Here is a 23437-nt window from a genome sequence, read left to right as displayed (position 1 = left end):
CGCCGCCTTTCGAGTGGCGCCCAGGGAGATTGACTGCATGCCTGACACCTTAACCGCCACTGCCGAAATTCGCGTGCTCAACAGCGGCTATTCCCGCGAGGCCCGCGCGCTGCTGTACCAGTCTTATCGTCAGGAGCCGACCTTTGCCTACATTTTCGAAGCGCAGCGCCCCGGCTATGAGCTGCGGGTGCGAGCGACGGTGCGTGAGCTGGTCAAACAACACTTTTTCCAGAAACTTCCGGCCATCGGACTGTTCGTCGACGACCGATTGATCGGCATTGCCCTGATCGCGCCGCCGCAACGGCGCCTGGGCATCACCGAGAGCTGGGCCTGGCAATTGCGCATGTGGCTCAGCACCGGCGTGCGCGGAACTCGGCGTTACCTGGATTATCACCACGCGGTGATGGCGTGCGTGCCCACTGAGTCGGTGCATCTGCTGCCGCTGCTGGGCATTCACCCGCAATTCCAGGGCCAGCACTACGGGGAGCAGCTGCTTGAAGCGGTGCACAACTGGTGCGCTGACGATCCGCATTCCTCCGGCGTGGTGCTCGACACCGGCAATTCACGCTATCTGGCGTTCCTCGAACGCCAGGGCTACGAGGAAATCGGCGAAGTTGCCGTAGGACCCGTCCTGGAGCATGTGTTTTTTCATGCCAACCCCCAGTCTTTGCGGGCTGCAACGGTTTGAGACAGATTTTTTCAGAAAAATCCGGGTTCTAAGACTCCCTCCCGCTCATGTAGCATCCGCGCCTATGAAGCTTCCAGGAAGATTTACCAGCGGCTTGGTTCTGCTGTTCACAAGCTGCGGCGCATGGGCGCAAAGCGAATTGGACGTGCGGATCAAGCCCGCAAACGACGCGTTGAAAGCCAACATCGAAGGCTATATCGGCGGGGTTGGCGATCGTGACGAAGAAGCCTTGCTGAGGTTCAGCCTTGGCGCGCAGGAGCAGGCGCGCAAGGCCGCCCAGGCGTTAGGCTTCTATCAGGCGCAGATAGCCAGTGACGTGCAGGGCGGCAAGAACCCGCGCCTGATCCTCACCATCGACCCCGGTGAGCCGGTGCATTTGCGCAACGTGACCATTCGGGTCGACGGCCAGGCCGCGAGCCTCAAGGCTTTTCGCCTGCCTGCCAGCGACGACCTCAAGTCCGGCGCGGTGCTCAACCACGGTCATTACGAAGACGCCAAGCGCCTGATCCAGAACCAGGCCTCGCGCTACGGGTTTTTCAGTGGTCGCTTTACCAGCCAGACCCTCTCGGTGGACCCGAAGGCGGGTGTGGCCGATATCGACCTGGTCTACGACAGCGGCCCGCGCTACAGCATGGGCAAGGTCAGCTTCAGCGGCGATACGCCGTTCGACGAAGACCTGCTGCAACGCATGGTGCCGTTCAAGAGTGGCACGCCGTACGACTCCGAATTGATCGCCGAACTCAACCAGAATCTGCAAGCCAGCGGCTTCTTCGAAGGCGTGCGTGTGGACGCAACCCCCGCCGGCGCCAAGGACGACGTGATCCCGGTGGCCGTGCAACTGGAAACCCGCAAGCCGCGCACCATGGGCCTGGGCCTGGGCTACTCCACCGATGTGGGCCCGCGCGGCAAGGCCAACTGGACGCGCCATTGGGTCAACCCGCAGGGCCATAGCTACGGCTGGGAGGCGGAACTGTCGGCGCCACGGCAGAACGTCGGCCTGTGGTACGACGTCCCGCTTGACCCGCCGCTCACCGACAAGCTTCGTTTCGCCGGCGGCTACCAGAATGAAGAAATCGCCAACACCGACGCCCTGAGTAAATTGCTCACCGTCGGCCCCGAGTGGCACAGCAAATTGCCCAGCGGCTGGACCCGCGTCATTTCGCTCAAGTACCAGCGTGAGGAATACCGCTTGGGCAATGACTCGGGCCTGAGCAACCTGGTGATGCCGGGTATCAATTATTCCTACCTGCGCAGTGACAACCGCATCGACCCGCATAACGGTTATCGCCTGGCCTTCGACGCCAAGGTCGCCAAGGAAGGCCTGGGTTCTGACACCAACCTGCTTTACGGCACTGCCACGATCAAGGGCCTGACCACGCTGTGGGACAACCACCGTTTCCTCGGCCGTGCGCAGTTCGGCGGCAGTGCCACCAACGGCTACCAGTCCGTGCCGCCATCCCTGCGATTCTTTGCCGGTGGCGACCAGAGCGTGCGGGGTTATGAGTACCAGACCCTGTCGCCGGAGAACGACCGGGGCGACCGTATCGGTGGCCGCTACATGGTGGCCCTGAGCGCCGAGTACCAATATTCCATCGCCGAAAAATGGCGCATCGCAACCTTTATCGATCAGGGCAACTCGTTCAATACCCTGGACATGCCGAGCCTGAAAACCGGGGTGGGTATCGGCGTGCGCTGGGTCTCGCCGGTTGGCCCGATCCGTCTCGACCTGGCTCATGCCCTGGAAGACCCGGGCGGCATTCGACTGCACTTTTCCATGGGGCCTGAGCTGTGATGCGTGGTTTGAAAATAGCGGGGCTTGCGTTGATCGCTGTCCTCGCCTTGATGGTGCTGGCTCTGTGGACAGTAGTGGGCACGCAGGGTGGCAGCCGTTGGGCCCTCGGCCAGGTGCCGGGACTGAGCGTGGAGAATTTTCAGGGCCGGTTGGGCGGCCAGTGGCGTGCCGATCATCTGCTGTGGCAGCAGGGCTCCAGCCGCGTCGAACTGGATGCGCCGACGCTGGCCTGGTCGCCAGCTTGCCTTCTGCGCATGACTCTGTGCATCGATCGACTGGATGTAGAGCAGGTGAGCCTGCAGTTTGCGCCAAGCGGCGAAACGAGCAGCGGGCCTATCGCGTTGCCGGATCTGAAGTTGCCCGTGGCTCTGAAGCTCGGTGAGGTACGCGTCGGCAGCCTGCTGTTCAATGGCAGCGAGCAGCTCAAGGGGCTGCAGTTGGCGGCGCATTGGACCGCCGCAGGCATGCGCATCGACTCGGCGCACCTGGAGCGCGACGGCCTGGTGCTCGACCTCGTCGGGCTGCTGCAGCCTGCCGGCGACTGGCCCTTGAACGCCACCGGCAACCTCAGCCTGCCGTACGCGCCCGGTGGCGTGCCGTGGACGGTTGCGTTGAAGGTCGACGGCGATCTGCTTAAAACCCTGAAGCTTGATGCCGACAGCAGCGGTTACCTGCCGGCCAGGCTCACCGGCGAGCTGCAACCGCTGGAAGAAAACCTGCCGGCACAGGTGCGCATCACATCAGACAGCTTCAAGCCCAGCGCTGATCTGCCCGATACCTTGCAACTCAATCAACTGGATGTCACCGCCAGGGGTGACCTCAAAAGCGGTTACCAACTGCTTGGTAAAGCCATACTGCCTGCGCAAAAAGGACCGGTGGATCTTCTGCTGCAAGGCAAGGTCGACGCCAGCGGCGCGCAAATCGCCGGCCTTGATTTGAACGCCGGCGATAAACAGAGTCTCAAGCTCAGCGCCAACCTGAACTGGCAACAAGGCTTCAGTGCCGACGCCGAAATCGACTGGCTGGACTTCCCCTGGCATCGCCTTTACCCGCTGATCGATGAACCGCAGGTCACCTTGCATACCTTCAACGGCGAAATCTCCTATAAAGACGGCAACTACCTGGGCAACCTCAAGGCCGACCTCAATGGGCCTGCGGGCAAGTTCACGGTGGTCACACCGTTCAGTGGTGATCTCACGCAAGTGTTCCTGCCCGAACTGAAGCTCGCCGCAGGGCAGGGCAAGGCTGAAGGCCATCTCAACCTGCAGTTCGCCGATGGCATCGCCTGGGACACGGCGCTGGATCTATCGGCGCTGAACCCCGCGTTCTGGGTCGCTGAATTGCCCGGCACACTGGCCGGGCCACTGCGCAGCAAGGGCGAGTTCAAGAACGATCAACTCAAGCTCGACGCCGACCTCAACCTCAAAGGCCAACTGCGCGGGCAAACCGCCGTGTTCGCCACCAAGGCCGAAGGCGCGGGCGAGCAATGGACCCTCGCCAACCTGGATATCCGCCTGGGCGACAACCGCATCAACGGCAGCGGCAGCCTGCAACAGCGCCTCGCCGGCCAGATCGACATCAAGCTGTCGCGCCTGGCCCAGCTGTGGCCGCAATTGCGCGGCCAGCTCAACGGCCGGCTCGACGTGGCCGGCAGCTTGAACGCGCCGCAAGGCAAGCTTGGCCTCAAGGGCCAGCAACTGGCATTCGCCGATAACCGCCTGCAAAGCCTCAATCTCGACGCTACATTGGATAACGCCCAGCGCGCGAAGATCGACCTCAAGGGCAGCGGCATCCAAAGCGGCGAGACCCAGGTGGGCACGCTTGCCGCCAGTGCCCAAGGCGATATCAAGAGCCAGAAGGTCCAGTTGGACCTCGTCGGCCCGCTGGTCAAGCTGGCGCTCGCGCTGGACGGCAACCTCGATAAAGGCAACTGGCGTGGGCGTCTGGCCAGCGGCGACGTGCAAGCCGGTGGCCAGGACTGGCGGCTGCAGGCCCCGGCGAAAATCGAGCGGCTGGCCGACGGCAAGCTGACCTTTGCCGCCCATTGCTGGGTCTCCGGCGGCGCCAGCCTGTGCGGCGAAGATCAGCGCCTGATGCCCGAGCCCAAGCTGCGCTACCACCTCAAGCAATTTCCGATCGACAGCCTGGCCGCGTTTTTGCCCAAGGATTTTGCCTGGCAGGGCAGGCTCAACGCCGACGTGCAGCTCGATCTTCCAGAAAGCGGCCCCAGGGGCGTGGTCTCCGTGGACGCCAGTGGCGGCACCTTGCGTGTCAAGGACAAGGCCCAATGGCTGGATTTTCCCTATGACACCCTCAAGCTGGAAACCACCCTTAACCCCAAGCGCATCGACACCCAGCTGAATTTCCGTGGCGGCAAGCTGGGTGAGCTGTTGTTGCAGGCCCAAATCAATCCATTGCCTGCCAACAAGCCGATCACCGGCAACTTCAACCTCACTGGCCTGGACCTGGCGGTGGCGCGGCCATTCGTGCCGATGGTGGAAACACTCACCGGCAAGCTCAACGGCAACGGCCGCATTTCCGGCGGCTTGCTTGCGCCCCTGGTCAACGGCAGCGTCAATCTGGTGGGTGGCGAAATCTCCGGGCCGGAACTGCCCCTCAGTCTTGAAAACCTCAACGTGCAAGCGCTGATAGACGGCGAAAGCGTGCAGCTCAACGGTGGCTGGCGCAGTGGCAAGGCCGGACAGGGCAACCTCAAGGGGCAGATCGACTGGGGCCAGGCGCTGGCGGTCGACCTCAGCCTGACCGGCTCACAGTTGCCGGTGACGGTCGAGCCTTACGCGGTGCTGGAAGTGGCGCCCGACCTGAAGATTACTCTCAAGAACGACAAGCTGGCGGTTGCCGGCAAGGTCCATATCCCCCGTGGCGACATCACCGTGCGCGAGTTGCCGCCGTCCACGGTCAAGGTCTCCGATGACACGGTGATCGTCGGCAGCCAGACCGAAGAGGGCAAGCCGCCGATGGCGATGGCCATGGATATCGATGTGGAGGTCGGCGAAGACAAGCTCAACTTCGCCGGCTTCGGCCTCACCGCCAAGGTCCAGGGCCATGTGCATATCGGCGACAACCTGGACACCCGCGGCGAACTGTGGCTCAACGACGGCCGCTACCGCGCTTATGGGCAGCGTCTCAATGTGCGGCGTGCGCGGCTGTTGTTCGCAGGGCCGCTGGACCAACCGTTCCTGGATATCGAAGCGGTACGCGTCACCACCGAGGCCTCGCGAACGGTGACGGCCGGTATTCGTTTGAGCGGCAGCGCCGAGCAGCCGACCACGCAGATCTTCTCCGAGCCGGCCATGGCTCAGGAGGATGCGCTGTCCTATCTGGTGCTGGGGCGTTCGCGCACCAACAACGGCGAAGACAACAACATGCTCGCCGAAGCAGCGCTGGGCCTGGGCTTGATGGGCAGCTCCGGGGTCACCACCGACATTGCCAATAAGCTGGGCATCCAGGATTTTGACCTCGACACCCAGGGCGCCGGCAACAAGACCGCCGTGGTCGCCAGTGGCAAGATCAACGAGAAGCTGAGCCTGCGTTACGGGGTGGGCGTGTTCGAGCCGGCCAATACCATCGCCTTGCGCTACCTGCTGAGCAAGAAGGTGTACCTGGAAGTAGCGACCGGCGTGGCCAGCTCGTTGGACATCTTCTACAAGCGCGATTTCTAAGTCTTTACTCAACCCAAAAGCCTGGAAGGGGGCTTGCTCCCGATAGCGGTGTATCAGTCAGCTTATCTATGGCTGACATACCGGCATCGGGAGCAAGCCGTTTCACGGATGATGGCATTTCAGCCACATATCGGCTCGATACCAAGCAAGCTAATAATTCCATTTGACATTCGCTGCCTAAGCAGTAACATCTCGTCACACATTCGCTGCCTAGGCAGTAATAAGGTGACTTCCAATGACTCACTTCACCCCTGACAGCTTTCGCCACTGCCATCTCGGCCTGCTGCTGGGCCGGGCGGCGCTGCTCAAGGACCGCATCATCGACACCCATATGGAACCCCACGGCGTCACCGCCGCGCAGTTCAAGGTGTTGATCATCATTGCCCAGTTCGACGTCGATACCCCGGCCGAGCTGTGCCGCAACCTGTCGCTGGACAGCGGCTCGATGACCCGCATGCTCGACCGCCTGGAGCAAAAGGGCTTGTTGGCGAGGCAGCGTTCCGAGCAGGACCGGCGCCAGGTTCGGCTGGTGCTCACTGAAGAAGGCCAGCGTCTGGCGGACATGCTGCCGCACATCGGCGCGCAATCGATGAACGAGCTGGCCGGCGCCCTGGAGCCCGGCGAATTGCAGACCCTCGAAAGAATCCTCAAGAAAATCCTCGTTGCAGCGGGTGACGCCATCGTCATCCAGCGGGTAGGTACAGAATGAATACACGTGCGTTATGCCTGGTGCTGGTGGCCATGAGCATGGCCGGTTGCGCCAACTACAGCGGCCTCGACACCCAGGGCCGGCGCCTCGACGCCAATACCCTGCAAACCGGCAAGTCTCTCGCCGGGGTGAAGTTGTCGAGCGCGGCCTGGCCGGCGGCCGACTGGTGGAAAAGCCTCGGCGACCCGCAGCTGGACGGCCTGATTCAGGAAGCCCTGCGCAACAGCCCGGACATGCAAGTGGCCAGCGCCCGCGCTCACCAGGCCGAAGCAGCCGCCTATGCGGCCAATGCCGCGCGCCTGCCGACCGTGGATGCCAGCGCCGGCGTGAGCCGCTCGCGCCTGGCCCGTGACCAGGACCCGCGCGGCGAGGGCGATGCCTATTCGACCGTGCGCAACATCGGCGCCAGCTTCAATTACACCTTTGATCTGTGGGGCGGCCAGCGTGCCGCGTGGGAAGCCGCGTTGGGTCAGGCACGTGCCGCCGAAGTCGACCAGCAGGCCGCGCGCCTGACCCTGGCCGCCAATGTGGCCAAGGCTTACAGCGACCTGGGCCAGGCGCATATCGTGCGTGACCTGGCCAATGACGATCTCAAGCGCACCCGCCAGATGCTCGACCTGAGCCAGCGCCGCCTGAACTCCGGGATCGACAGCGAGTACCAGTACCAGCAGACCGAAAGCCTGGAAGCCAGCTCCCAATCGCAATTGATCGATGCGGAAAAACAGCTGCAGAGCGCCAGGATCGCTCTTGCCGTGTTGCTCGGCAAAGGCCCGGACCGTGGCAATGAACTGGCCCGTCCCGCCGTGTTGCAACCCGCCGCTGTCGCCGTGCCGTCGGTGCTGCCTGCCGAGCTGCTCGGCCGTCGCCCCGACCTGATCGCCGCGCGCTGGCGGGTTGAAGCGGCGAGCAAGGACGTTGCCGCCAGCAAGACGCGCTTCTACCCCAACCTCAACCTGAGCGCGAGTGCCGGGGCCGAGTCGTTGTTGGGCGATGCGATGTTCGGTTCGGCCAGCCGCTTCTTCAACATTGCGCCGACGATCTCGCTGCCGATTTTCGACGGCGGCCGCCTGCGCGCCGACCTCGATGCGCGCGATGCCGATTACGACCTGGCTGTGGCCCAGTACAACAAAACCCTGGTGCAGGCCCTGGGCGATATCGGCAGCACGCTCGCGCAACTGCGTGACACAGCGCGGCAGATCCAGGCCCAGCAACACGCGGCGGACATCGCCCGGCAGTCCTACGACACGGGGCTGCAACGCTACAGCTCAGGCATCGGCAATTACCTGGATGTGCTGAGCATCGAGCAGCAATTGCTCCAGTCCCAACGGCAACTCGCCAGCCTGAAGGCTGCGCAGATCGATCTGTCGATTCAATTGATGCAAGCCCTGGGTGGCGGCTACAGCGCCGCAGACGTGGCCTCGACCACCCCCGCTGCACGCACGGAATAATGTGAGGTATTTGTAATGGCCACTGCCCAAAACAGCAACGCAACAGAGCAACCCAACACCGACAGCAATCCGCGCAAGCGCAGGATCCTGCTGATCGGCCTGGCGCTGATCGTGATCCTCGGCGCCCTGGGCGTGTGGGGCTGGTATGAATTTTTCGGGCGCTTCAATGAAAGCACCGACGACGCCTATGTGAACGGCAACGTGGTGGAAATCACCCCGCTGGTCACTGGCACCGTGGTCAGCATCGGCGCCGACGATGGCGACCTGGTCCACGAAGGCCAGGTGCTGATTAACTTCGACCCTAACGACGCCGCCGTCGGCCTGCAAAGTGCCCAGGCCAACCTGGCTCGCACCGTGCGCCAGGTGCGTGGGTTGTACAGCAATGTCGACGGCATGAAAGCCCAGGTCAACGCGCAGAAAGCCGACGTGCAAACCGCTCAGGACAACTACAACCGTCGCAAGACGCTGGCCCAGGGCGGGGCGATTTCCCAGGAAGAACTGTCCCACGCCCGTGACAGCCTGACCGCCGCAAAAAATGCCCTGACCAACCTCGAGCAACAGCTCAAGACCAGCAACGCCCTGGTGGATGACACGGTGATTTCTTCCCACCCGGATGTACAGGCCGCCGCCGCGCAACTGCGCCAGGCCTACCTGAGCAATGCACGCAGCACCTTGATCGCGCCGGTCACCGGCTACGTGGCCAAGCGCACCGTGCAACTGGGCCAGCGTGTGCAGCCCGGTACCTCGCTGATGGCGGTGATCCCGCTGAACCAGCTGTGGATCGACGCCAACTTCAAGGAAACCCAACTGCGCGACATGCGCATCGGCCAGCCGGTGGACATCGAGTCGGATATCTACGGCAGCGATGTCAAATACAGCGGCACCGTCGACAGCCTCGGTGCTGGCACCGGCAGTGCGTTCGCCCTGCTGCCGGCGCAGAACGCCACAGGCAACTGGATCAAGATCGTGCAACGGGTGCCGGTGCGCATTCATATCAATGCCGAAGAGCTTGCCCAACATCCGCTGCGCGTGGGGTTGAGCACCGTGGTCAATGTCGACCTGCATGACAAGAGCGGCCCGGTACTCGCGCAGCAGGCGCCGCAGAAGGCGACGTTCACCACCAACGTGTATGACCGCCAACTGGCCGAAGCCGATGCCATGATCAGTCAGTTGATCCATGACAACAGCGTCGCTGCTCCCAAGGCAGCGCAACGCTGATGAGCAATAACGCCTCCTTCACGCCGCCCAGCCTGCTGATGGCCACTATTGGCCTGTCGCTGGCGACCTTCATGCAGGTGCTCGACACCACTATCGCCAACGTGGCGCTGCCGACCATCTCCGGCAACCTTGGCGTGAGTTCGGAGCAGGGCACCTGGGTGATCACCTCGTTTGCGGTGAGCAACGCGATTGCCTTGCCGCTCACCGGCTGGTTGAGCCGGCGTTTTGGCGAGGTAAAGCTGTTTTTGTGGGCGACCGTGCTGTTTGCGCTGGCCTCGTTCCTGTGCGGTATTTCCACCTCGATGCCGGAGCTGATTGCGTTTCGTGTCGTGCAGGGGCTGGTCGCGGGGCCGTTGTACCCGATGACCCAGACCTTGCTGATTGCAGTCTATCCGCCCGCCAGGCGTGGCATGGCCCTGGCGTTATTGGCGATGGTGACGGTGGTGGCGCCGATTGCCGGCCCTATCCTTGGCGGCTGGATCACGGACAGCTACAGCTGGCCATGGATCTTTTTCATCAACGTGCCACTGGGCATCTTTGCAGTGATCGTGGTGCGTGCACAGTTGAAGAAGCGGCCGGTGGAGACCAGCTATCAGCCGATGGATTACATCGGTTTGCTGAGTTTGATCGTTGGTGTCGGCGCCTTGCAGATCATCCTCGACAAGGGCAACAACCTGGACTGGTTCGAATCCAACTTCATCATCATCGGGTCGGTGATCTCGGCGGTTGCCCTGGCGTTTTTCGTGATCTGGGAAATGACTGACAAGCACCCGGTGGTTAATCTGAGGCTGTTCGCCTACCGCAACTTTCGGATCGGCACCATCGTGATGATCGGGGGCTATGCCGCTTTCTTCGGTATCAACCTGATCCTGCCGCAGTGGCTGCAGACCCAGATGGGCTACACCGCCACCTGGGCGGGCCTGGCGGTGGCGCCGATTGGGATCCTGCCGGTACTGATGTCGCCGTTCGTGGGCAAATACGCGAACAAGTTCGACCTGCGTCTGCTGGCGGCGCTGTCGTTTCTGGCCATGGGGCTGAGCTGTTTCATGCGTGCGGGCTTCACCAACGAGGTGGATTTCACGCACATCGCGCTGGTGCAGTTGTTCATGGGCATTGGCGTGGCGCTGTTCTTCATGCCGACGCTGACCATCCTGATGTCCGACCTGCCACCGAGTCAGATTGCCGACGGCGCGGGGCTTGCGACCTTCCTGCGAACCCTTGGCGGCAGCTTCGCGGCATCGCTCACCACCTGGATCTGGATTCGCCGGGCGGACCAGCACCATGCCTACCTGAGCGAGAGCATCAACACTTACGACTCGACCACCCGTGATGCGTTGCAGGCGCTTGGCGGGGCAGGGCAGAAAGCCTATGCGCAACTTGACCAAGTCGTCACCAGCCAGGCGTACATGATGTCCACCGTGGATTACTTCACGCTGATGGGCTGGCTGTTCGTGGCGTTGATGCTGGTGGTGTGGCTGGCCAAACCGCCGTTCGGCGCCAAGGCCGGGCCGCAGGCGTCCGGGCACTGATCTACAAGGATTGGAAGGCCGGCAACTGTGGGAGCGGGCTTGCCTGCGATAGCATCACCTCGGGGCATCTGCTGTACCGAGGTGTCTGCATCGCAGGCAAGCCAGCTCCTACAATTTGATCAGTGTCGTCTGCGGTTTATGCACCTGGCAGGGCCAGCTGTGGGTTCACAAAATCAAACGCCGCCAGCGCGAACCCTTGCTCATCCACCTGCAACGCCCAGCCTTGCCTGTCCCAGTCCCCCAACACAATGCGCCTGGCCGCTTGATCGCCAATTTGCAATTTGTGGATAGCGGGGCGGTGCGTGTGGCCGTGGACCAGCGTGCGTACGCCGAACTGCTGCATCACCCGTGGCACTTCGTCGGGGGTGACGTCGACAATGTCGTTGGCCTTCATCCGCGTTTGCGCGCGGCTTTCACTGCGCAGCTTGCGCGCCAGTTTGTGGCGGCTGCGCAGCGGCAGATGGCGCAGCACAAACAACACGACAGGGTTACGCAGGATGCGCCGCAGCTTCATATAGCCAAGGTCACGGGTGCAGAGGCTGTCGCCGTGCATCAACAGCACGGGCTCGCCGTACAACTGCACGACACTCGGGTCCTTGAGCAGTCGGGCGCCTGCCAGTTTGCAGAACGCCTTGCCGAGCAGGAAATCGCGGTTGCCGTGCATGATAAAAATTGCGGTGCCGCTGTCGCTCAGTTCGCGCAGCGCCTCGCCAATGGAGCGCTGGAACGGCGTCATCCCATCGTCGCCAATCCAGGCTTCAAAGAAGTCCCCCAGAATGTACAACGCCTGGGCGCCACGGGCGCGGCCGTGGAGCAGATCCAGAAACGCCCGGGTAATGTCCGGGCGCTCCCCTTCCAGATGCAAATCTGAAATCAGCAATATCACCCAACGATCTCGGCTTTCTCGACGATCACGTCTTCTGCTGGAACGTCCTGGTGACCGGCCTTGGAGGTGGTGGAAACGCCTTTGATCTTGTCGACAACGTCAGTGCCTTCGGTGACCTTGCCGAACACGGCGTAGCCCCAGCCCTGCACGTTCTTGCCGCTGTGGTTGAGGAAAGCGTTGTCGGCGACGTTGATGAAGAACTGCGCGGAGGCCGAATGCGGCTCCATGGTACGGGCCATGGCGACGGTGTACTTGTCGTTGGAAAGGCCGTTGTCCGCTTCGTTCTGGATGCTCGGGCGCTTGTCTTTTTTCTCTTTCATGCCTGGCTCGAAACCGCCGCCCTGGATCATGAAGTTGCCGATGACGCGGTGGAAAACTGTGTTTTCGTAGTGGCCGGCCTTTACGTACTCGATGAAGTTGGCGACGGTGATCGGCGCTTTCTCGGCGTTCAGCTCGATGACGATGTCACCGTGGTTGGTGGTCAGTTTGACTTGAGTCATGTTCACTACTCTTTTCAGGGAATTCGTGGGTTTGGGCGTTCAAACGCTTTACCTGTCTGGCCAAACGGCGGCCAGGGCGCGCAGTTTAGCGTGCCTTGCAGGAATTTCGAGGTGGTTTTTTACCGCGCTTGTCATTAAAGCAGCATTTAAAGCAGCAGTTTTTGACCCCGCTCTGTCAGGTGGTTGACAGCATCGGCTATGATAACGCCTTTGTTTTGTCTGGCCTCACCCGGCCACGAACCTGTCTGTTCAAGGATCCTATGAGCAAGCCCACTGTCGACCCTACCTCGAATTCCAAGGCCGGACCTGCCGTCCCGGTCAATTTCCTGCGTCCGATCATCCAGGCGGACCTCGATTCGGGCAAGCACACACAGATCGTCACCCGCTTCCCGCCAGAGCCCAACGGCTACCTGCACATCGGTCACGCCAAGTCGATCTGCGTGAACTTCGGCTTGGCCCAGGAATTCGGCGGTGTCACGCACCTGCGTTTCGACGACACCAACCCGGCCAAGGAAGACCAGGAATACATCGACGCCATCGAAAGCGACATCAAGTGGCTGGGCTTCGAATGGTCCGGTGAAGTGCGCTATGCCTCCAAGTATTTCGACCAATTGTTCGACTGGGCCGTCGAGCTGATCAAGGCCGGCAAGGCCTACGTCGACGACCTGAGCCCGGAACAGGCCAGGGAATACCGTGGCACCCTGACCGAGCCGGGCAAGAACAGCCCGTTCCGCGACCGTTCGGTGGAAGAGAACCTCGACTGGTTCAACCGCATGCGCGCCGGTGAGTTCCCGGACGGCGCCCGCGTGCTGCGCGCCAAGATCGACATGGCCTCGCCGAACATGAACCTGCGCGACCCGATCATGTACCGCATCCGCCACGCTCATCACCACCAGACCGGCGACACGTGGTGCATCTACCCCAACTACGACTTCACCCATGGCCAGTCCGACGCCATCGAAGGCATCACCCACTCCATCTGCACCCTGGAGTTCGAGAGCCATCGTCCGCTGTACGAGTGGTTCCTGAGCAATCTGCCGGTGCCGGCGCAGCCGCGTCAGTACGAGTTCAGCCGTCTGAACCTGAACTACACCATCACCAGCAAGCGCAAGCTCAAGCAACTGGTGGATGAAAAACACGTGCACGGCTGGGATGACCCGCGCATGTCGACGCTGTCAGGTTTCCGCCGTCGTGGTTACACCCCGGCGTCGATCCGTAATTTCTGCGACATGGTCGGCACCAATCGTTCCGACGGTGTGGTCGACTTCGGCATGCTCGAATTCAGCATCCGCCAGGACCTCGACGCGAACGCCCCGCGCGCCATGTGCGTGCTGCGGCCGTTGAAAGTCGTGATCACCAATTACCCCGAAGGCCAGGTCGAAAACCTCGAACTGCCGCGTCACCCGCAAAAAGAAGACCTGGGCGTGCGCAAGCTGCCGTTTGCCCGTGAAATCTACATCGACCGTGACGACTTCATGGAAGCGCCGCCCAAAGGCTACAAGCGCCTGGAACCCAACGGCGAAGTTCGCCTGCGCGGCAGCTACGTGATCCGCGCCGATGAAGCGATCAAGGACGCCGATGGCAACATCGTCGAACTGCGCTGCTCGTACGATCCGGATACCCTGGGCAAGAACCCGGAAGGCCGCAAGGTCAAAGGCGTGGTGCACTGGGTGCCGGCTGCGGCCAGCATCGAGTGCGAAGTGCGTCTTTACGATCGCCTGTTCCGTTCGCCCAACCCCGAGAAGGCCGAAGACAGCGCGAGTTTCCTCGACAACATCAACCCTGACTCCCTGCAAGTACTCACTGGTTGTCGTGCCGAGCCATCGCTGGGCGAAGCACAGCCGGAAGACCGTTTCCAGTTCGAGCGCGAAGGTTACTTCTGCGCGGACATCAAGGACTCGAAACCAGGCGCTCCGGTATTCAACCGTACCGTGACCTTGCGTGATTCGTGGGGCCAGTGATTCTCTAAGGAAGCCGTTGTGCTAACGATCTACAACACACTGAGCAAGACCAAAGAAGTCTTCAAGCCGCTGGATGGCAACAAGGTGCGCATGTACGTGTGCGGCATGACCGTGTACGACTACTGCCACATCGGCCACGGCCGCAGCATGGTCGCCTTTGACCTGGTGACCCGCTGGTTGCGTTTCAGCGGCTATGACTTGACGTACGTGCGCAACATCACCGACATCGACGACAAGATCATCAACCGCGCCAGGGAGAACGGCGAGTCGTTCGACGCGCTCACCGCGCGCATGATCGCCGCCATGCATGAGGACGAGGCGCGTCTCAACATCCTCAAGCCGGACATGGAACCGCGCGCCACCGACCACATCGCTGGCATGCACGCGATGATCCAGACCCTGATCGACAAGGGTTACGCCTACGCTCCAGGCAATGGCGACGTGTACTACCGCGTCGCCAAGTTCATGGGCTACGGCAAGCTGTCGCGCAAGAAGATCGAAGACCTGCGCATCGGCGCGCGCATCGAAGTCGACGAAGCCAAGCAGGACCCGCTCGACTTCGTGCTGTGGAAAGCCACCAAGCCCGGCGAGCCGAGCTGGGAATCGCCGTGGGGCGCCGGGCGTCCGGGCTGGCACATCGAATGCTCGGTGATGTCCACCTGCTGCCTGGGCGAGACCTTCGACATTCATGGCGGCGGCAGCGACCTGGAGTTTCCGCACCACGAAAACGAAATCGCCCAGAGCGAAGCCGCCACCGGCAAGACCTACGCCAATGCCTGGATGCACTGCGGCATGATCCGCATCAATGGCGAGAAGATGTCCAAGTCCTTGAACAACTTTTTCACCATCCGCGACGTGCTGGAAAAGTATCACCCGGAAGTGGTGCGTTACCTGCTGGTGTCCAGCCATTACCGCAGTGCGATCAACTACTCGGAAGACAACCTCAAGGACGCCAAGGGCGCCCTTGAGCGGTTCTACCACGCGTTGAAAGGTTTGCCCGCCGTGGCCCCGGCTGGTGGTGAGACGTTTGTGGCGCGGTTTACCGAAGTGATGAACGACGACTTTGGTACACCGGAAGCCTGCGCGGTGCTGTTCGAGATGGTGCGCGAGATCAACCGCTTGCGCGAGACCGACCTCGACGCGGCCGCGGGCCTGGCGGCGCGCTTGAAAGAGCTGGCCAGCGTGCTGGGCGTGTTGCAGATGGAAGCCGATGACTTCCTGCAAGCCGGTGCCGAGGGGCGCGTGGATGCGGCTGAAGTGGATGCGCTGATTCAGGCGCGCCTGGCTGCGCGCGCAGGCAAGGACTGGGCGGAATCCGACCGTATCCGTGACCAACTGACCGCGATGGGTGTGGTGTTGGAAGACGGCAAGGGCGGAACGACATGGCGCTTGGCTGACTGACGCTGGGTTGCGGCAGGCAGAATGAAAAACGCCCCGACTGGTTCGGGGCTTTTTTTGTTTCAAGCCCGTCCTTGTGGCGAGCAGGCTTGTCCTGCGTTGGGCTGCGCAGCAGCCCCAAAACCAGACGCTGAGCCGTATCAGGTACACCGCGTTTTGCTGGGTTGGGGGCGCTTCGCACCCCAACGCGGGGCAAGCCCGCTCGCCACAATAACCCACACACTTTCCTTAACTGAACAGCATCAAGGCAGGCCCGCTCGCCTGAGGTCCTCCGGATAAGCATGCGTCGTTTTACCGCGTTATTTTCCAGGGTTCGTGAGACAGAACCTACTGACCCTGTATGAAGCATGGAACCCCCTGTGTCCCCTTTACCACTGAGCGAGTGGGCCCTTTTTGGGGCAGCCGACGAGTCAGTGGAGAAGAACCTAAGATGTTGAATCCAGCAGTGACGGGTTTTGTAAGTGGGCACGTACGTTACGCGCCAAGTCAGTTGCAAATGCAGGGCAGGCCTGCGGCGTTCGAGGCAGACGTTGCTGCAGTCAGGCAACTGCTGAACGAGTGGCTTCGTGCAACGCCAGACGCCAGGCTCCGTATGGCGCCAAGTGTGATTGACAGGTTGAAGGTATTTCGAGAGAGGGCGGGGGATGCGACCTTCAAGCACAATGTCAATAAGCTGATTCATAAGGTGGACGTCTACGTTCAGTCCCATGCAAATGAATCTCCCAGGCACGATGCGGGTCATCGGCCTACGTTCCACAGACCTGCACTGCGTAATCCTCAGCGTTTTGAGCATCGGGCTCCCCCTCAACGCGCGAGTCAGCACGACTTCTATACCGCAAAGAGTCATCCTGGCAGGAGGCCCGGTGTTGGCAATCAACCCGGTAACATCTGGAGCGGTTTCAGCCAGGGCAGGGATGGAAACTGCGTCACGGTTTCAGCCATAAAAGCGGCGATGATGAGGTTCGGTCAAAAACCTGCTGATATTTTCAGGGAAGTCAGCCTTGAGGGCGATGGCTACAAGGTAGTGATGCGCGATGGCTGCTGGTTTCATTTGTCCAAGGCCGAGCTGGCGCACGCTGCCCGTCGCTCTGATTTCAAGGGGACTGATCCGGCGATGCTCGCGGATGCCCATTTTCTATACGCGGCCAGCGCCAAACGGGCGCAATTGGAAAATAACGACGGTTATGCCTGGAGCAGTTTTGATCATGCGTTAACTAGCCTCAACGATGCTGAATACGATACTGAGGGGCTGCAACGTCTGGGCTTGAACGCTTATGTTCGAAGAACCAGCGTTCAACATCTGGCGAGAGGGCAGCTTGGAATTGTTGCTCACGACGTACCAATCGGCACGGGGGCTGTGAGGCATTCTCTTGCAGTCATTAACGGGCGTGAGGAGGTATGGGGCAGGCAAGGCTGGTATCCACCTACCCATGTTGATGCCTTCGCATTGGCTTTGGTTTAAGGGTGGCCTGGGCGATGTGATCGGTCGTCGAACACCACCAAACGTCGGGAGAGATCAAGTCTCTCCCCTTTTGGATTTTGCGTATTCCAGGATCAGCGGCGGCTGCTGACTTCGGCCGGAACGTCATCGCCAGCCATTCGTTTACGGAACAAGGCGGTTCGGGCCAGTAGCAGCGTGGTCACCGGCACCGTGATCGACAGCAACACCGGAATCAGCCAGCCGTGCAACACCGGCGCGGACTTGAGCTGCGAAAAGTAGATGATCGACGCCAGCGCCACACACCAGGCGCCCAGCGTCGAGGCCAATGCTGGCGGGTGCATGCGCTGGAAAAAATCCTTCATCCGCAACAACCCGAGCGCACCGATCAGCGCGAACACGCTGCTCGAGACCAGCAGCACCCCGACGACGATTTCCATCCACAGCGGCATCATTCAATCACCTCCCCACGCAGCAAAAATTTGGCCAGTGCGAACGAGCCCACGAAGCCGAACAGCGCAATCAGCAACGCCGCTTCAAAGTAGGTGTCACTGGCATAACGGATGCCCAGCACCAGCATCATCAGCATCGCCAGAATGTACAGGTAGTCCAGCGCCAGTACACGGTCCTGGGCCGACGGGCCCTTGAACAGGCGGATCAGGGTCAGCACCATCGCCAGCGAGAACAGGAACAGGCTGAGCAGGATCGCATTGGAGAGCAGGGGGCTCATTCGAAGATCTCCATCAGGGGGCGCTCATAGGCGGATTTAAAATGCTCGATAAACGGCGCTTCATCCTCCAGGTCGAACACATGCAACAGCAGCACGCTGCGGTCCAGCGCCAGTTCCGACCAGATGGTGCCGGGCACCACGGTGGTGATCATCGACAGCGCGGCCAGGCCGTTGGGGCTGCGCAGGTCCAGAGGGATTTTGACAAAGCGTGAGCGCGGCGGACGCGAGCCGCACATCAGCACGGCCCAGGCCACTTGCAGGTTGGACACAATCACATCGCGGCCCACCAGCAGAAACAGGCGGATGATCACGCCGGGGCGGCGCAGGCTGATCGGTTGCGGGCGCAGCGGCGCCATCATCAGCGGGGCAAGAAACCCCAGCAGAGCGCCGAGCAACAGATTGCCCGGGCTCACCGACAGGTTGAGCACCAGCCACAGCACCCACAATGCCAATGACAGCCACGGCGCAGGCAGCAAGCGTTTCATGGTTGCACCTCCAGGGCGGCGGCCTTGCCTTCAGGGCTCGGCACCGGGCGTGTGGCCATCACCGCCATCACATAACGCTCCGGGTTGTTCAGGCTTTTGGCGGTCGCCAGGGTATAGCGCATCAACGGCTCGGCCTTGAAGGTCAGCGCGATGCACAGGCCCAACAGCAAAAAGATCGGCACGCACTCGTAGCGGCGCAGCAGCGGCGACGGACGCTCTTCCGGGGTCCAGAAACGTTGGGTGCCCAAGCGCGCAAAGGCGATCAGCGAGGCCAGGCCCGAGAGAATCAACAGGGCCACCAGGCCCCAGGCGGCCGGGCGAATCGGCTCACTGACCGCATTGCCCAGCCCCAGTGGATTGACCAGCGCACTCAACAGACTGAGTTTGCCGATAAACCCGGACAACGGCGGCATGCCGATAATCAATAGCGCACAGGCGACAAAGCTCAGGCCGAGGAAGGCCATGGTCCATGGAATCACCTGGCCGACCACGGCTTTCTGCTCGTCATCGAGGTTGACGCCGGGGCGCGGATGCAGGGATTCCATGGCCTTGGGCAGCGCGTCGATTTCTTCATCCAGCGGCAGGTCATTGGCCGAGCGTGACCGCTCGATCAGCTCCGCCAGCAGGAACAGCGCGCTCAAGGCCAGGGTGGAACTCACCAGATAGAACAGCGCGCCGGCCGTCAGGCTGGGCTGGGCAAAACCCACCGACGACAGCAGGATGCCGGCCGACACCAGAATGCTCAGGCTGGCCATGCGCTCCAGCCGTTGCGCCGCCAGCATCGCCAGTGCCGCGCAGACGATGGTAGCCATGCCGCCGTACACCAGCCAGTCGCCGCCGAACAGCGCCGACGCGCCGGCCTGGCCGGAGAACAGCAGGGTCCACAGGCGCAGCACGGTGTATACGCCCACCTTGGTCATGATCGCGAACATCGCCGCCACCGGCGCGCTGGCCGAGGAATAGGCCGGGGCCAGCCAGAAGTTCAGCGGCCACATGCCGGCCTTGGCCAGGAATGCCGTGGCGAGGATCGCCGCACCCGCATGCAACAAGCCACGATCGGCCTCCGGCACCAGCGGGATTTTCAGCGCCAGGTCGGCGAAGTTCAGCGTGCCGGTCACGCCGTAGATCATCGCCGCGCCAATCAGAAACAGCGACGAGGCCAGCAGGTTGATCGCAATGTAATGCAGCCCCGACGACACCCGCGCACGGCCGGAGCCGTGCAGCATCAGGCCGTAGGACGCGGCCAGCAGCACTTCGAAAAAGACGAACAGGTTGAACAGGTCGGCGGTGAGAAACGCGCCATACAGGCCCATCAGCTGGATTTGGAACAACGCGTGGAAACTGGTGCCGGCCCGGTCCCAGCGGGCCATGGCGAACATCAGCGCGCTCACGCCAATGATGCCCGTCAGCACCAGCATCAGCGCCGACAATTGATCCACCACCAGCACGATGCCGAACGGCACCTGCCAGTTGCCCGGCAGGTATACGCCGATCGAGCCCGGACCATCCTGTTGCGTCCAGTACAGCAGCAGCACCGCGACGCCGACGCCGAGCAGGCTCGATAGCAGGTTGATTTTGGCCTTCAGTGGGCGGCGTTTCTCGCCCAGCATCAGCATCAACCCCGCCGTGAACAACGGCAGCAGAATCGGGGCGACGATCAGTTGATTGACCCAATTCATTCCTTGGGCTCCCGGCCGTCGACATGGTCAGTGCCGGTCAGGCCCCGAGACGCCAGCAACACCACCAGAAACAGCGCGGTCATGGCAAAGCTGATCACGATGGCCGTGAGCACCAGCGCCTGGGGCAGGGGATCGGTGTAATTGAGCAGGTCCTGGGGCACGCCGTCCTTGATGATGGGCTCCTTGCCGATAAACAGGCTGCCCATGCTGAAAATGAACAGGTTGACCCCATACGACAGCAGGCACAGGCCCATCACCACCTGGAAGGTCCGTGGCCGCAGGATCAACCAGACGCCCGAGGCCGCCAGCACTCCAATGGCAATTGCGATGACTTCTTCCATCAGGCGGCTCCTTGTGTTGCGGCAACCACTTTGGCCTGGTTGCTCGGTTTATGGGCACGCACCGATTGGTGACCCAGGGCGGTGAGCATCAGCAGGGTCGAACCGACCACCATGGCGTATACGCCGACATCGAAGAACAGCGCGCTGGCGACGTGAATATCGCCCAGCACCGGCAGGCTCAAATGCCAGGTGTGGGTGGTGAGGAACGGATAACCGGCGAACAACGCGCCCAGCCCTGTGAGGGTGGCCGAGAGCAACCCGAAGCCCATCCAGCGCATCGGCCGCAGGTTCATTTGCGCCTCCACCCACTGGGTGCCGGCCACCATGTATTGCAGGATAAACGCCACCGACATCACCAGGCCGGCGACAAAGCCGCCGCCCGGTTGGTTATGGCCGCGCATGAACAGGTAAAACGACACCACCATCGCAATCGGCAGCAGCAGGCGCACCAGCACCGCCGGCACCATCATGAAGCCCAGCGCGGTGTCGCTGGCCTGGCGCGGGTTGACCAGATCAGTGGCCACGTCCGGCGCCAGTTGGCGCTGTTGCGTGGGCAACTGCATGCTTTCCTTCGACGGCCGGAAGCGCCGTAGCAGGGCGTACACGGTGAGCGCCACAGCGCCGAGCACGGTGATTTCGCCCAGGGTGTCGAAGCCACGAAAATCCACCAGCATCACGTTCACCACGTTGCTGCCGCCACCTTCGGGCAGGGCACGGCTGAGGTAGAACGAGGAGATATCGTTGGGCGTTTGGCGGGTCAGCATCGCGTAGGACAACAGCGCCATGCCGCCGCCGACCGCGCTGGACAGCAGGAAGTCACGCAGGCGGCGGATGCGCGCCTTGCGCAACGTGCTCGGCAGGGGCGAGACCTCCTCGATCCGCCGTGGCAACCAGCGCAGGCCCAGCAGGATGAGCACGGTGGTCACCACTTCGACCACCAGTTGGGTGAGCGCCAGGTCCGGTGCCGAGAACCACACGAAGGTGACGCAGGTCATCAGGCCGCACACGCTGATCATGGTCAGGGCCGCGAGCCGGTGGTATTTGGCTTGCCAGGCGGCGCCCAGGGCGCAGGCAATGGCCAGTACCCACAGGGTCACGAAGACCACCGAGCCAGGGATCTTCGGCCGGTCGCCCCAGGTGAGGCCGCTGCCCAGTATGGGGATCATGCCGCCGATCACCGCCACCAGCACCAGCAGGAACAGCTGGGTTTGCAGGCGCTTGGTGCTCAGGCGTTTTTCGATTTTGCGCACGCCGCGCATCATCACCACCAGGCTGCGCTCGAAGCCGCGTTTGCCATTGAAGTAGCTGATCAGCGGCGGGTATTTGAAGCGGCCGCGCTTGAGTTGTTTGCGCAGCATCAGGTACAGCACCACGCCACCGGACATCGCCACCAGGCTCATGATCATCGGCGCGTTCCAGCCGTGCCAGATCGCCAGGCTGTACTCGGGCAACACGCCACCCACCACTGGCAGGGCCGCCGCCGCGAGGAGCGGGCCGATCACCTGGGCGGGGAAGATCCCCACCAGCAGGCAAGTAAACACCAGCAGCTCCACGGGGGCGCGCATCCAGCGCGGCGGTTCGTGAGGGGTGTGGGGCAGGTCGGTCGCCGGCGGGCCGAAGAAGACGTCGACGGTAAAGCGCAGCGCGTAGGCCACGCTGAACGTGCCGGCAATGGTCGCGATCAGCGGCAGGGCAATTTCCACCCATTCAGTCGACGAGATAAACACGGTTTCGGCAAAGAACATCTCTTTGGACAGGAAGCCGTTCAGCAACGGCACGCCGGCCATGGACGCACTGGCCACCATCGCCAGGGTCGCGGTAAACGGAATCAGGCGTACCAGACCGCTGAGCTTGCGGATATCCCGCGTGCCGCTTTCGTGGTCGATGATGCCCGCCGCCATGAACAGCGACGCCTTGAAGGTGGCGTGGTTGAGGATATGAAACACGGCGGCGACCGCCGCCAGCGGGCTGTTGAGGCCCAACAGCAGGGTGATCAGCCCGAGGTGGCTGATGGTGGAATAGGCCAGCAGGCCCTTGAGATCGTTTTGAAACATGGCGCAGTAAGCGCCGAGCACCAGGGTAATGGCGCCGGCACCGCCGACGATCCAGAACCATTCTTCACTGCCCGCAAGCGACGGCCACAGGCGGGCCATGAGGAACACGCCGGCCTTCACCATCGTCGCCGAGTGCAGGTACGCAGAAACCGGGGTGGGCGCCGCCATCGCGTGGGGCAGCCAGAAGTGGAAGGGGAACTGCGCGCTTTTGCTCAGCGCGCCGACCAGCACCAGGGCCAGCATCACCGGGTACAGCGAGTGCGCGCGAATCTGATCGCCCGCCACCAGCACCTGATCCAGGTCATAGCTGCCGACGATATGCCCCAGCAGCATCACCCCGGCCAGCAGGCACAGGCCACCGGCACCGGTGACCATCAACGCCATGTAGGCGCCGCGTCGTGCATCGGCGCGGTGGTGCCAGTAGCCGATCAACAGGAACGAGAACAGGCTGGTCAGCTCCCAGAAAAACACGATCTGGATCAGGTTGCCGGAAATTACCAGGCCGAGCATGGCGCCCATGAAGGCCAGGAAAAACGCGAAGAAACGCGGCACCGGGTCCTCCGGCGACATGTAGTAGCGCGCATACAGCGACACCAGCGTGCCGATGCCGAGCACCAGCATCGAGAACAGCCAGGCGAAGCCGTCCATGCGCAGCACGAAGTTCAGGCCGAGGCTGGGCAGCCAGGTGAACTCTTCGCGGATCACGCCACCGTAGGCGATCTGAGGATAAAGCAGGGCGACTTGAACCGTTCCGACCAGGGCCACGAGGCCCGCCAGCAGCGATTCGGTGTTACGTGCGTTGTGCGGCAGCAAGGCCGCCAGACAGCTGCCAATGAAGGGCAGAAGCAGTAGAACTATCAGGGACATAGGCTTCTAATCTGCGGGAGTTTGGGATGCA

Annotated in this window: 18 protein-coding genes; 10 read left to right on the top strand and 8 right to left on the bottom strand. The window is 62.1% G+C overall.

The features are described from left to right. Window positions 1–37: 37 nt before the first annotated feature. From H045_RS11420 to H045_RS11390, 7 genes are all read left to right on the top strand, one after another. Window positions 38–688 (top strand): GNAT family N-acetyltransferase, encoded by a 651-nt coding sequence (locus H045_RS11420; RefSeq protein WP_003232006.1) that lies wholly within the window; start codon window positions 38–40, stop codon window positions 686–688. A gap of 64 nt (window positions 689–752) precedes the next feature. Further along, window positions 753–2480 (top strand): autotransporter assembly complex protein TamA, encoded by a 1728-nt coding sequence (locus H045_RS11415; RefSeq protein WP_015372435.1) that lies wholly within the window; start codon window positions 753–755, stop codon window positions 2478–2480. Next, window positions 2480–6163, top strand: coding sequence for a translocation/assembly module TamB domain-containing protein (locus H045_RS11410; RefSeq protein ID WP_015372434.1), 3684 nt, complete (start codon window positions 2480–2482; stop codon window positions 6161–6163). The genes H045_RS11415 and H045_RS11410 overlap by 1 nt, the downstream gene beginning before the upstream one ends. Window positions 6164–6398: 235 nt before the next feature. Then, window positions 6399–6872 (top strand): MarR family winged helix-turn-helix transcriptional regulator, encoded by a 474-nt coding sequence (locus H045_RS11405; protein ID WP_003232012.1) that lies wholly within the window; start codon window positions 6399–6401, stop codon window positions 6870–6872. Next, the gene (locus H045_RS11400) at window positions 6869–8320 is read left to right on the top strand and encodes an efflux transporter outer membrane subunit (protein WP_015372433.1); all 1452 of its coding nucleotides are present in this window, start codon (window positions 6869–6871) and stop codon (window positions 8318–8320) included. The genes H045_RS11405 and H045_RS11400 overlap by 4 nt, the downstream gene beginning before the upstream one ends. 15 nt (window positions 8321–8335) lie before the next feature. Next, window positions 8336–9538 (top strand): HlyD/EmrA/EmrK family protein, encoded by a 1203-nt coding sequence (locus H045_RS11395; RefSeq protein WP_015372432.1) that lies wholly within the window; start codon window positions 8336–8338, stop codon window positions 9536–9538. Continuing rightward, the gene (locus H045_RS11390) at window positions 9538–11067 is read left to right on the top strand and encodes a DHA2 family efflux MFS transporter permease subunit (RefSeq protein ID WP_003232018.1); all 1530 of its coding nucleotides are present in this window, start codon (window positions 9538–9540) and stop codon (window positions 11065–11067) included. Before H045_RS11395 ends, H045_RS11390 begins: the two co-directional genes overlap by 1 nt. A gap of 136 nt (window positions 11068–11203) precedes the next feature. On the opposite strand, the gene lpxH is transcribed toward H045_RS11390, so the two are convergent. Together lpxH and H045_RS11380 are read right to left on the bottom strand one after the other, a co-directional pair. Then, entirely contained in the window at window positions 11204–11953 is a 750-nt protein-coding gene (gene lpxH / locus H045_RS11385; RefSeq protein WP_003232019.1) for a UDP-2,3-diacylglucosamine diphosphatase, read from the bottom strand. After that, window positions 11950–12453, bottom strand: coding sequence for a peptidylprolyl isomerase (locus H045_RS11380; RefSeq protein ID WP_003174772.1), 504 nt, complete (start codon window positions 12451–12453; stop codon window positions 11950–11952). The genes lpxH and H045_RS11380 overlap by 4 nt, the downstream gene beginning before the upstream one ends. A 260-nt stretch (window positions 12454–12713) precedes the next feature. Between H045_RS11380 and H045_RS11375 the strand changes: the two genes are divergently transcribed. The 3 genes from H045_RS11375 (at window position 12714) to H045_RS11365 (ending at window position 17274) form a co-directional block, all read left to right on the top strand. Next, a complete protein-coding gene (locus H045_RS11375; RefSeq protein WP_015372431.1) occupies window positions 12714–14414 on the top strand; it encodes a glutamine--tRNA ligase/YqeY domain fusion protein in 1701 nt (566 codons plus the stop codon). 18 nt (window positions 14415–14432) lie between these two features. Then, window positions 14433–15815, top strand: coding sequence for a cysteine--tRNA ligase (cysS, locus tag H045_RS11370; protein WP_015372430.1), 1383 nt, complete (start codon window positions 14433–14435; stop codon window positions 15813–15815). Between the two features lie 427 nt (window positions 15816–16242). Continuing rightward, window positions 16243–17274: a hypothetical protein gene (locus H045_RS11365; protein WP_015372429.1), complete on the top strand. Its 1032-nt coding sequence runs from the start codon at window positions 16243–16245 to the stop codon at window positions 17272–17274. Window positions 17275–17366: 92 nt separating this feature from the next. Here the strand turns inward: H045_RS11365 and H045_RS11360 are convergent, their stop codons facing one another. Genes H045_RS11360 through H045_RS11335 form a run of 6 tightly spaced genes read right to left on the bottom strand, consistent with a single transcriptional unit; the run spans window position 17367 to window position 23406 of the window. Then, on the bottom strand, window positions 17367–17705 hold the full coding sequence (locus tag H045_RS11360) for a Na+/H+ antiporter subunit G (protein ID WP_015372428.1): 339 nt from the start codon (window positions 17703–17705) through the stop codon (window positions 17367–17369). Then, window positions 17702–17980 carry a K+/H+ antiporter subunit F gene (locus H045_RS11355; protein ID WP_003232029.1) on the bottom strand — a complete coding sequence of 93 codons (279 nt, stop codon included), beginning with the start codon at window positions 17978–17980 and terminating at the stop codon, window positions 17702–17704. Before H045_RS11355 ends, H045_RS11360 begins: the two co-directional genes overlap by 4 nt. After that, window positions 17977–18465 (bottom strand): Na+/H+ antiporter subunit E, encoded by a 489-nt coding sequence (locus H045_RS11350; RefSeq protein ID WP_003232031.1) that lies wholly within the window; start codon window positions 18463–18465, stop codon window positions 17977–17979. The genes H045_RS11355 and H045_RS11350 overlap by 4 nt, the downstream gene beginning before the upstream one ends. Continuing rightward, window positions 18462–20144, bottom strand: coding sequence for a monovalent cation/H+ antiporter subunit D (locus H045_RS11345; RefSeq protein WP_015372427.1), 1683 nt, complete (start codon window positions 20142–20144; stop codon window positions 18462–18464). Before H045_RS11345 ends, H045_RS11350 begins: the two co-directional genes overlap by 4 nt. Continuing rightward, entirely contained in the window at window positions 20141–20485 is a 345-nt protein-coding gene (locus tag H045_RS11340; protein ID WP_003192163.1) for a Na+/H+ antiporter subunit C, read from the bottom strand. The genes H045_RS11345 and H045_RS11340 overlap by 4 nt, the downstream gene beginning before the upstream one ends. Beyond that, window positions 20485–23406 carry a monovalent cation/H+ antiporter subunit A gene (locus H045_RS11335; protein WP_003232033.1) on the bottom strand — a complete coding sequence of 974 codons (2922 nt, stop codon included), beginning with the start codon at window positions 23404–23406 and terminating at the stop codon, window positions 20485–20487. Before H045_RS11335 ends, H045_RS11340 begins: the two co-directional genes overlap by 1 nt. Between the last annotated feature and the right edge of the window lie 31 nt (window positions 23407–23437).

This window comes from Pseudomonas poae RE*1-1-14 (assembly GCF_000336465.1).
GTDB classification, from domain to species: domain Bacteria; phylum Pseudomonadota; class Gammaproteobacteria; order Pseudomonadales; family Pseudomonadaceae; genus Aquipseudomonas; species Aquipseudomonas poae.
Note: the sequence above shows the minus strand (reverse complement) of the source record. Positions and strands in the feature narration are given on the sequence as shown.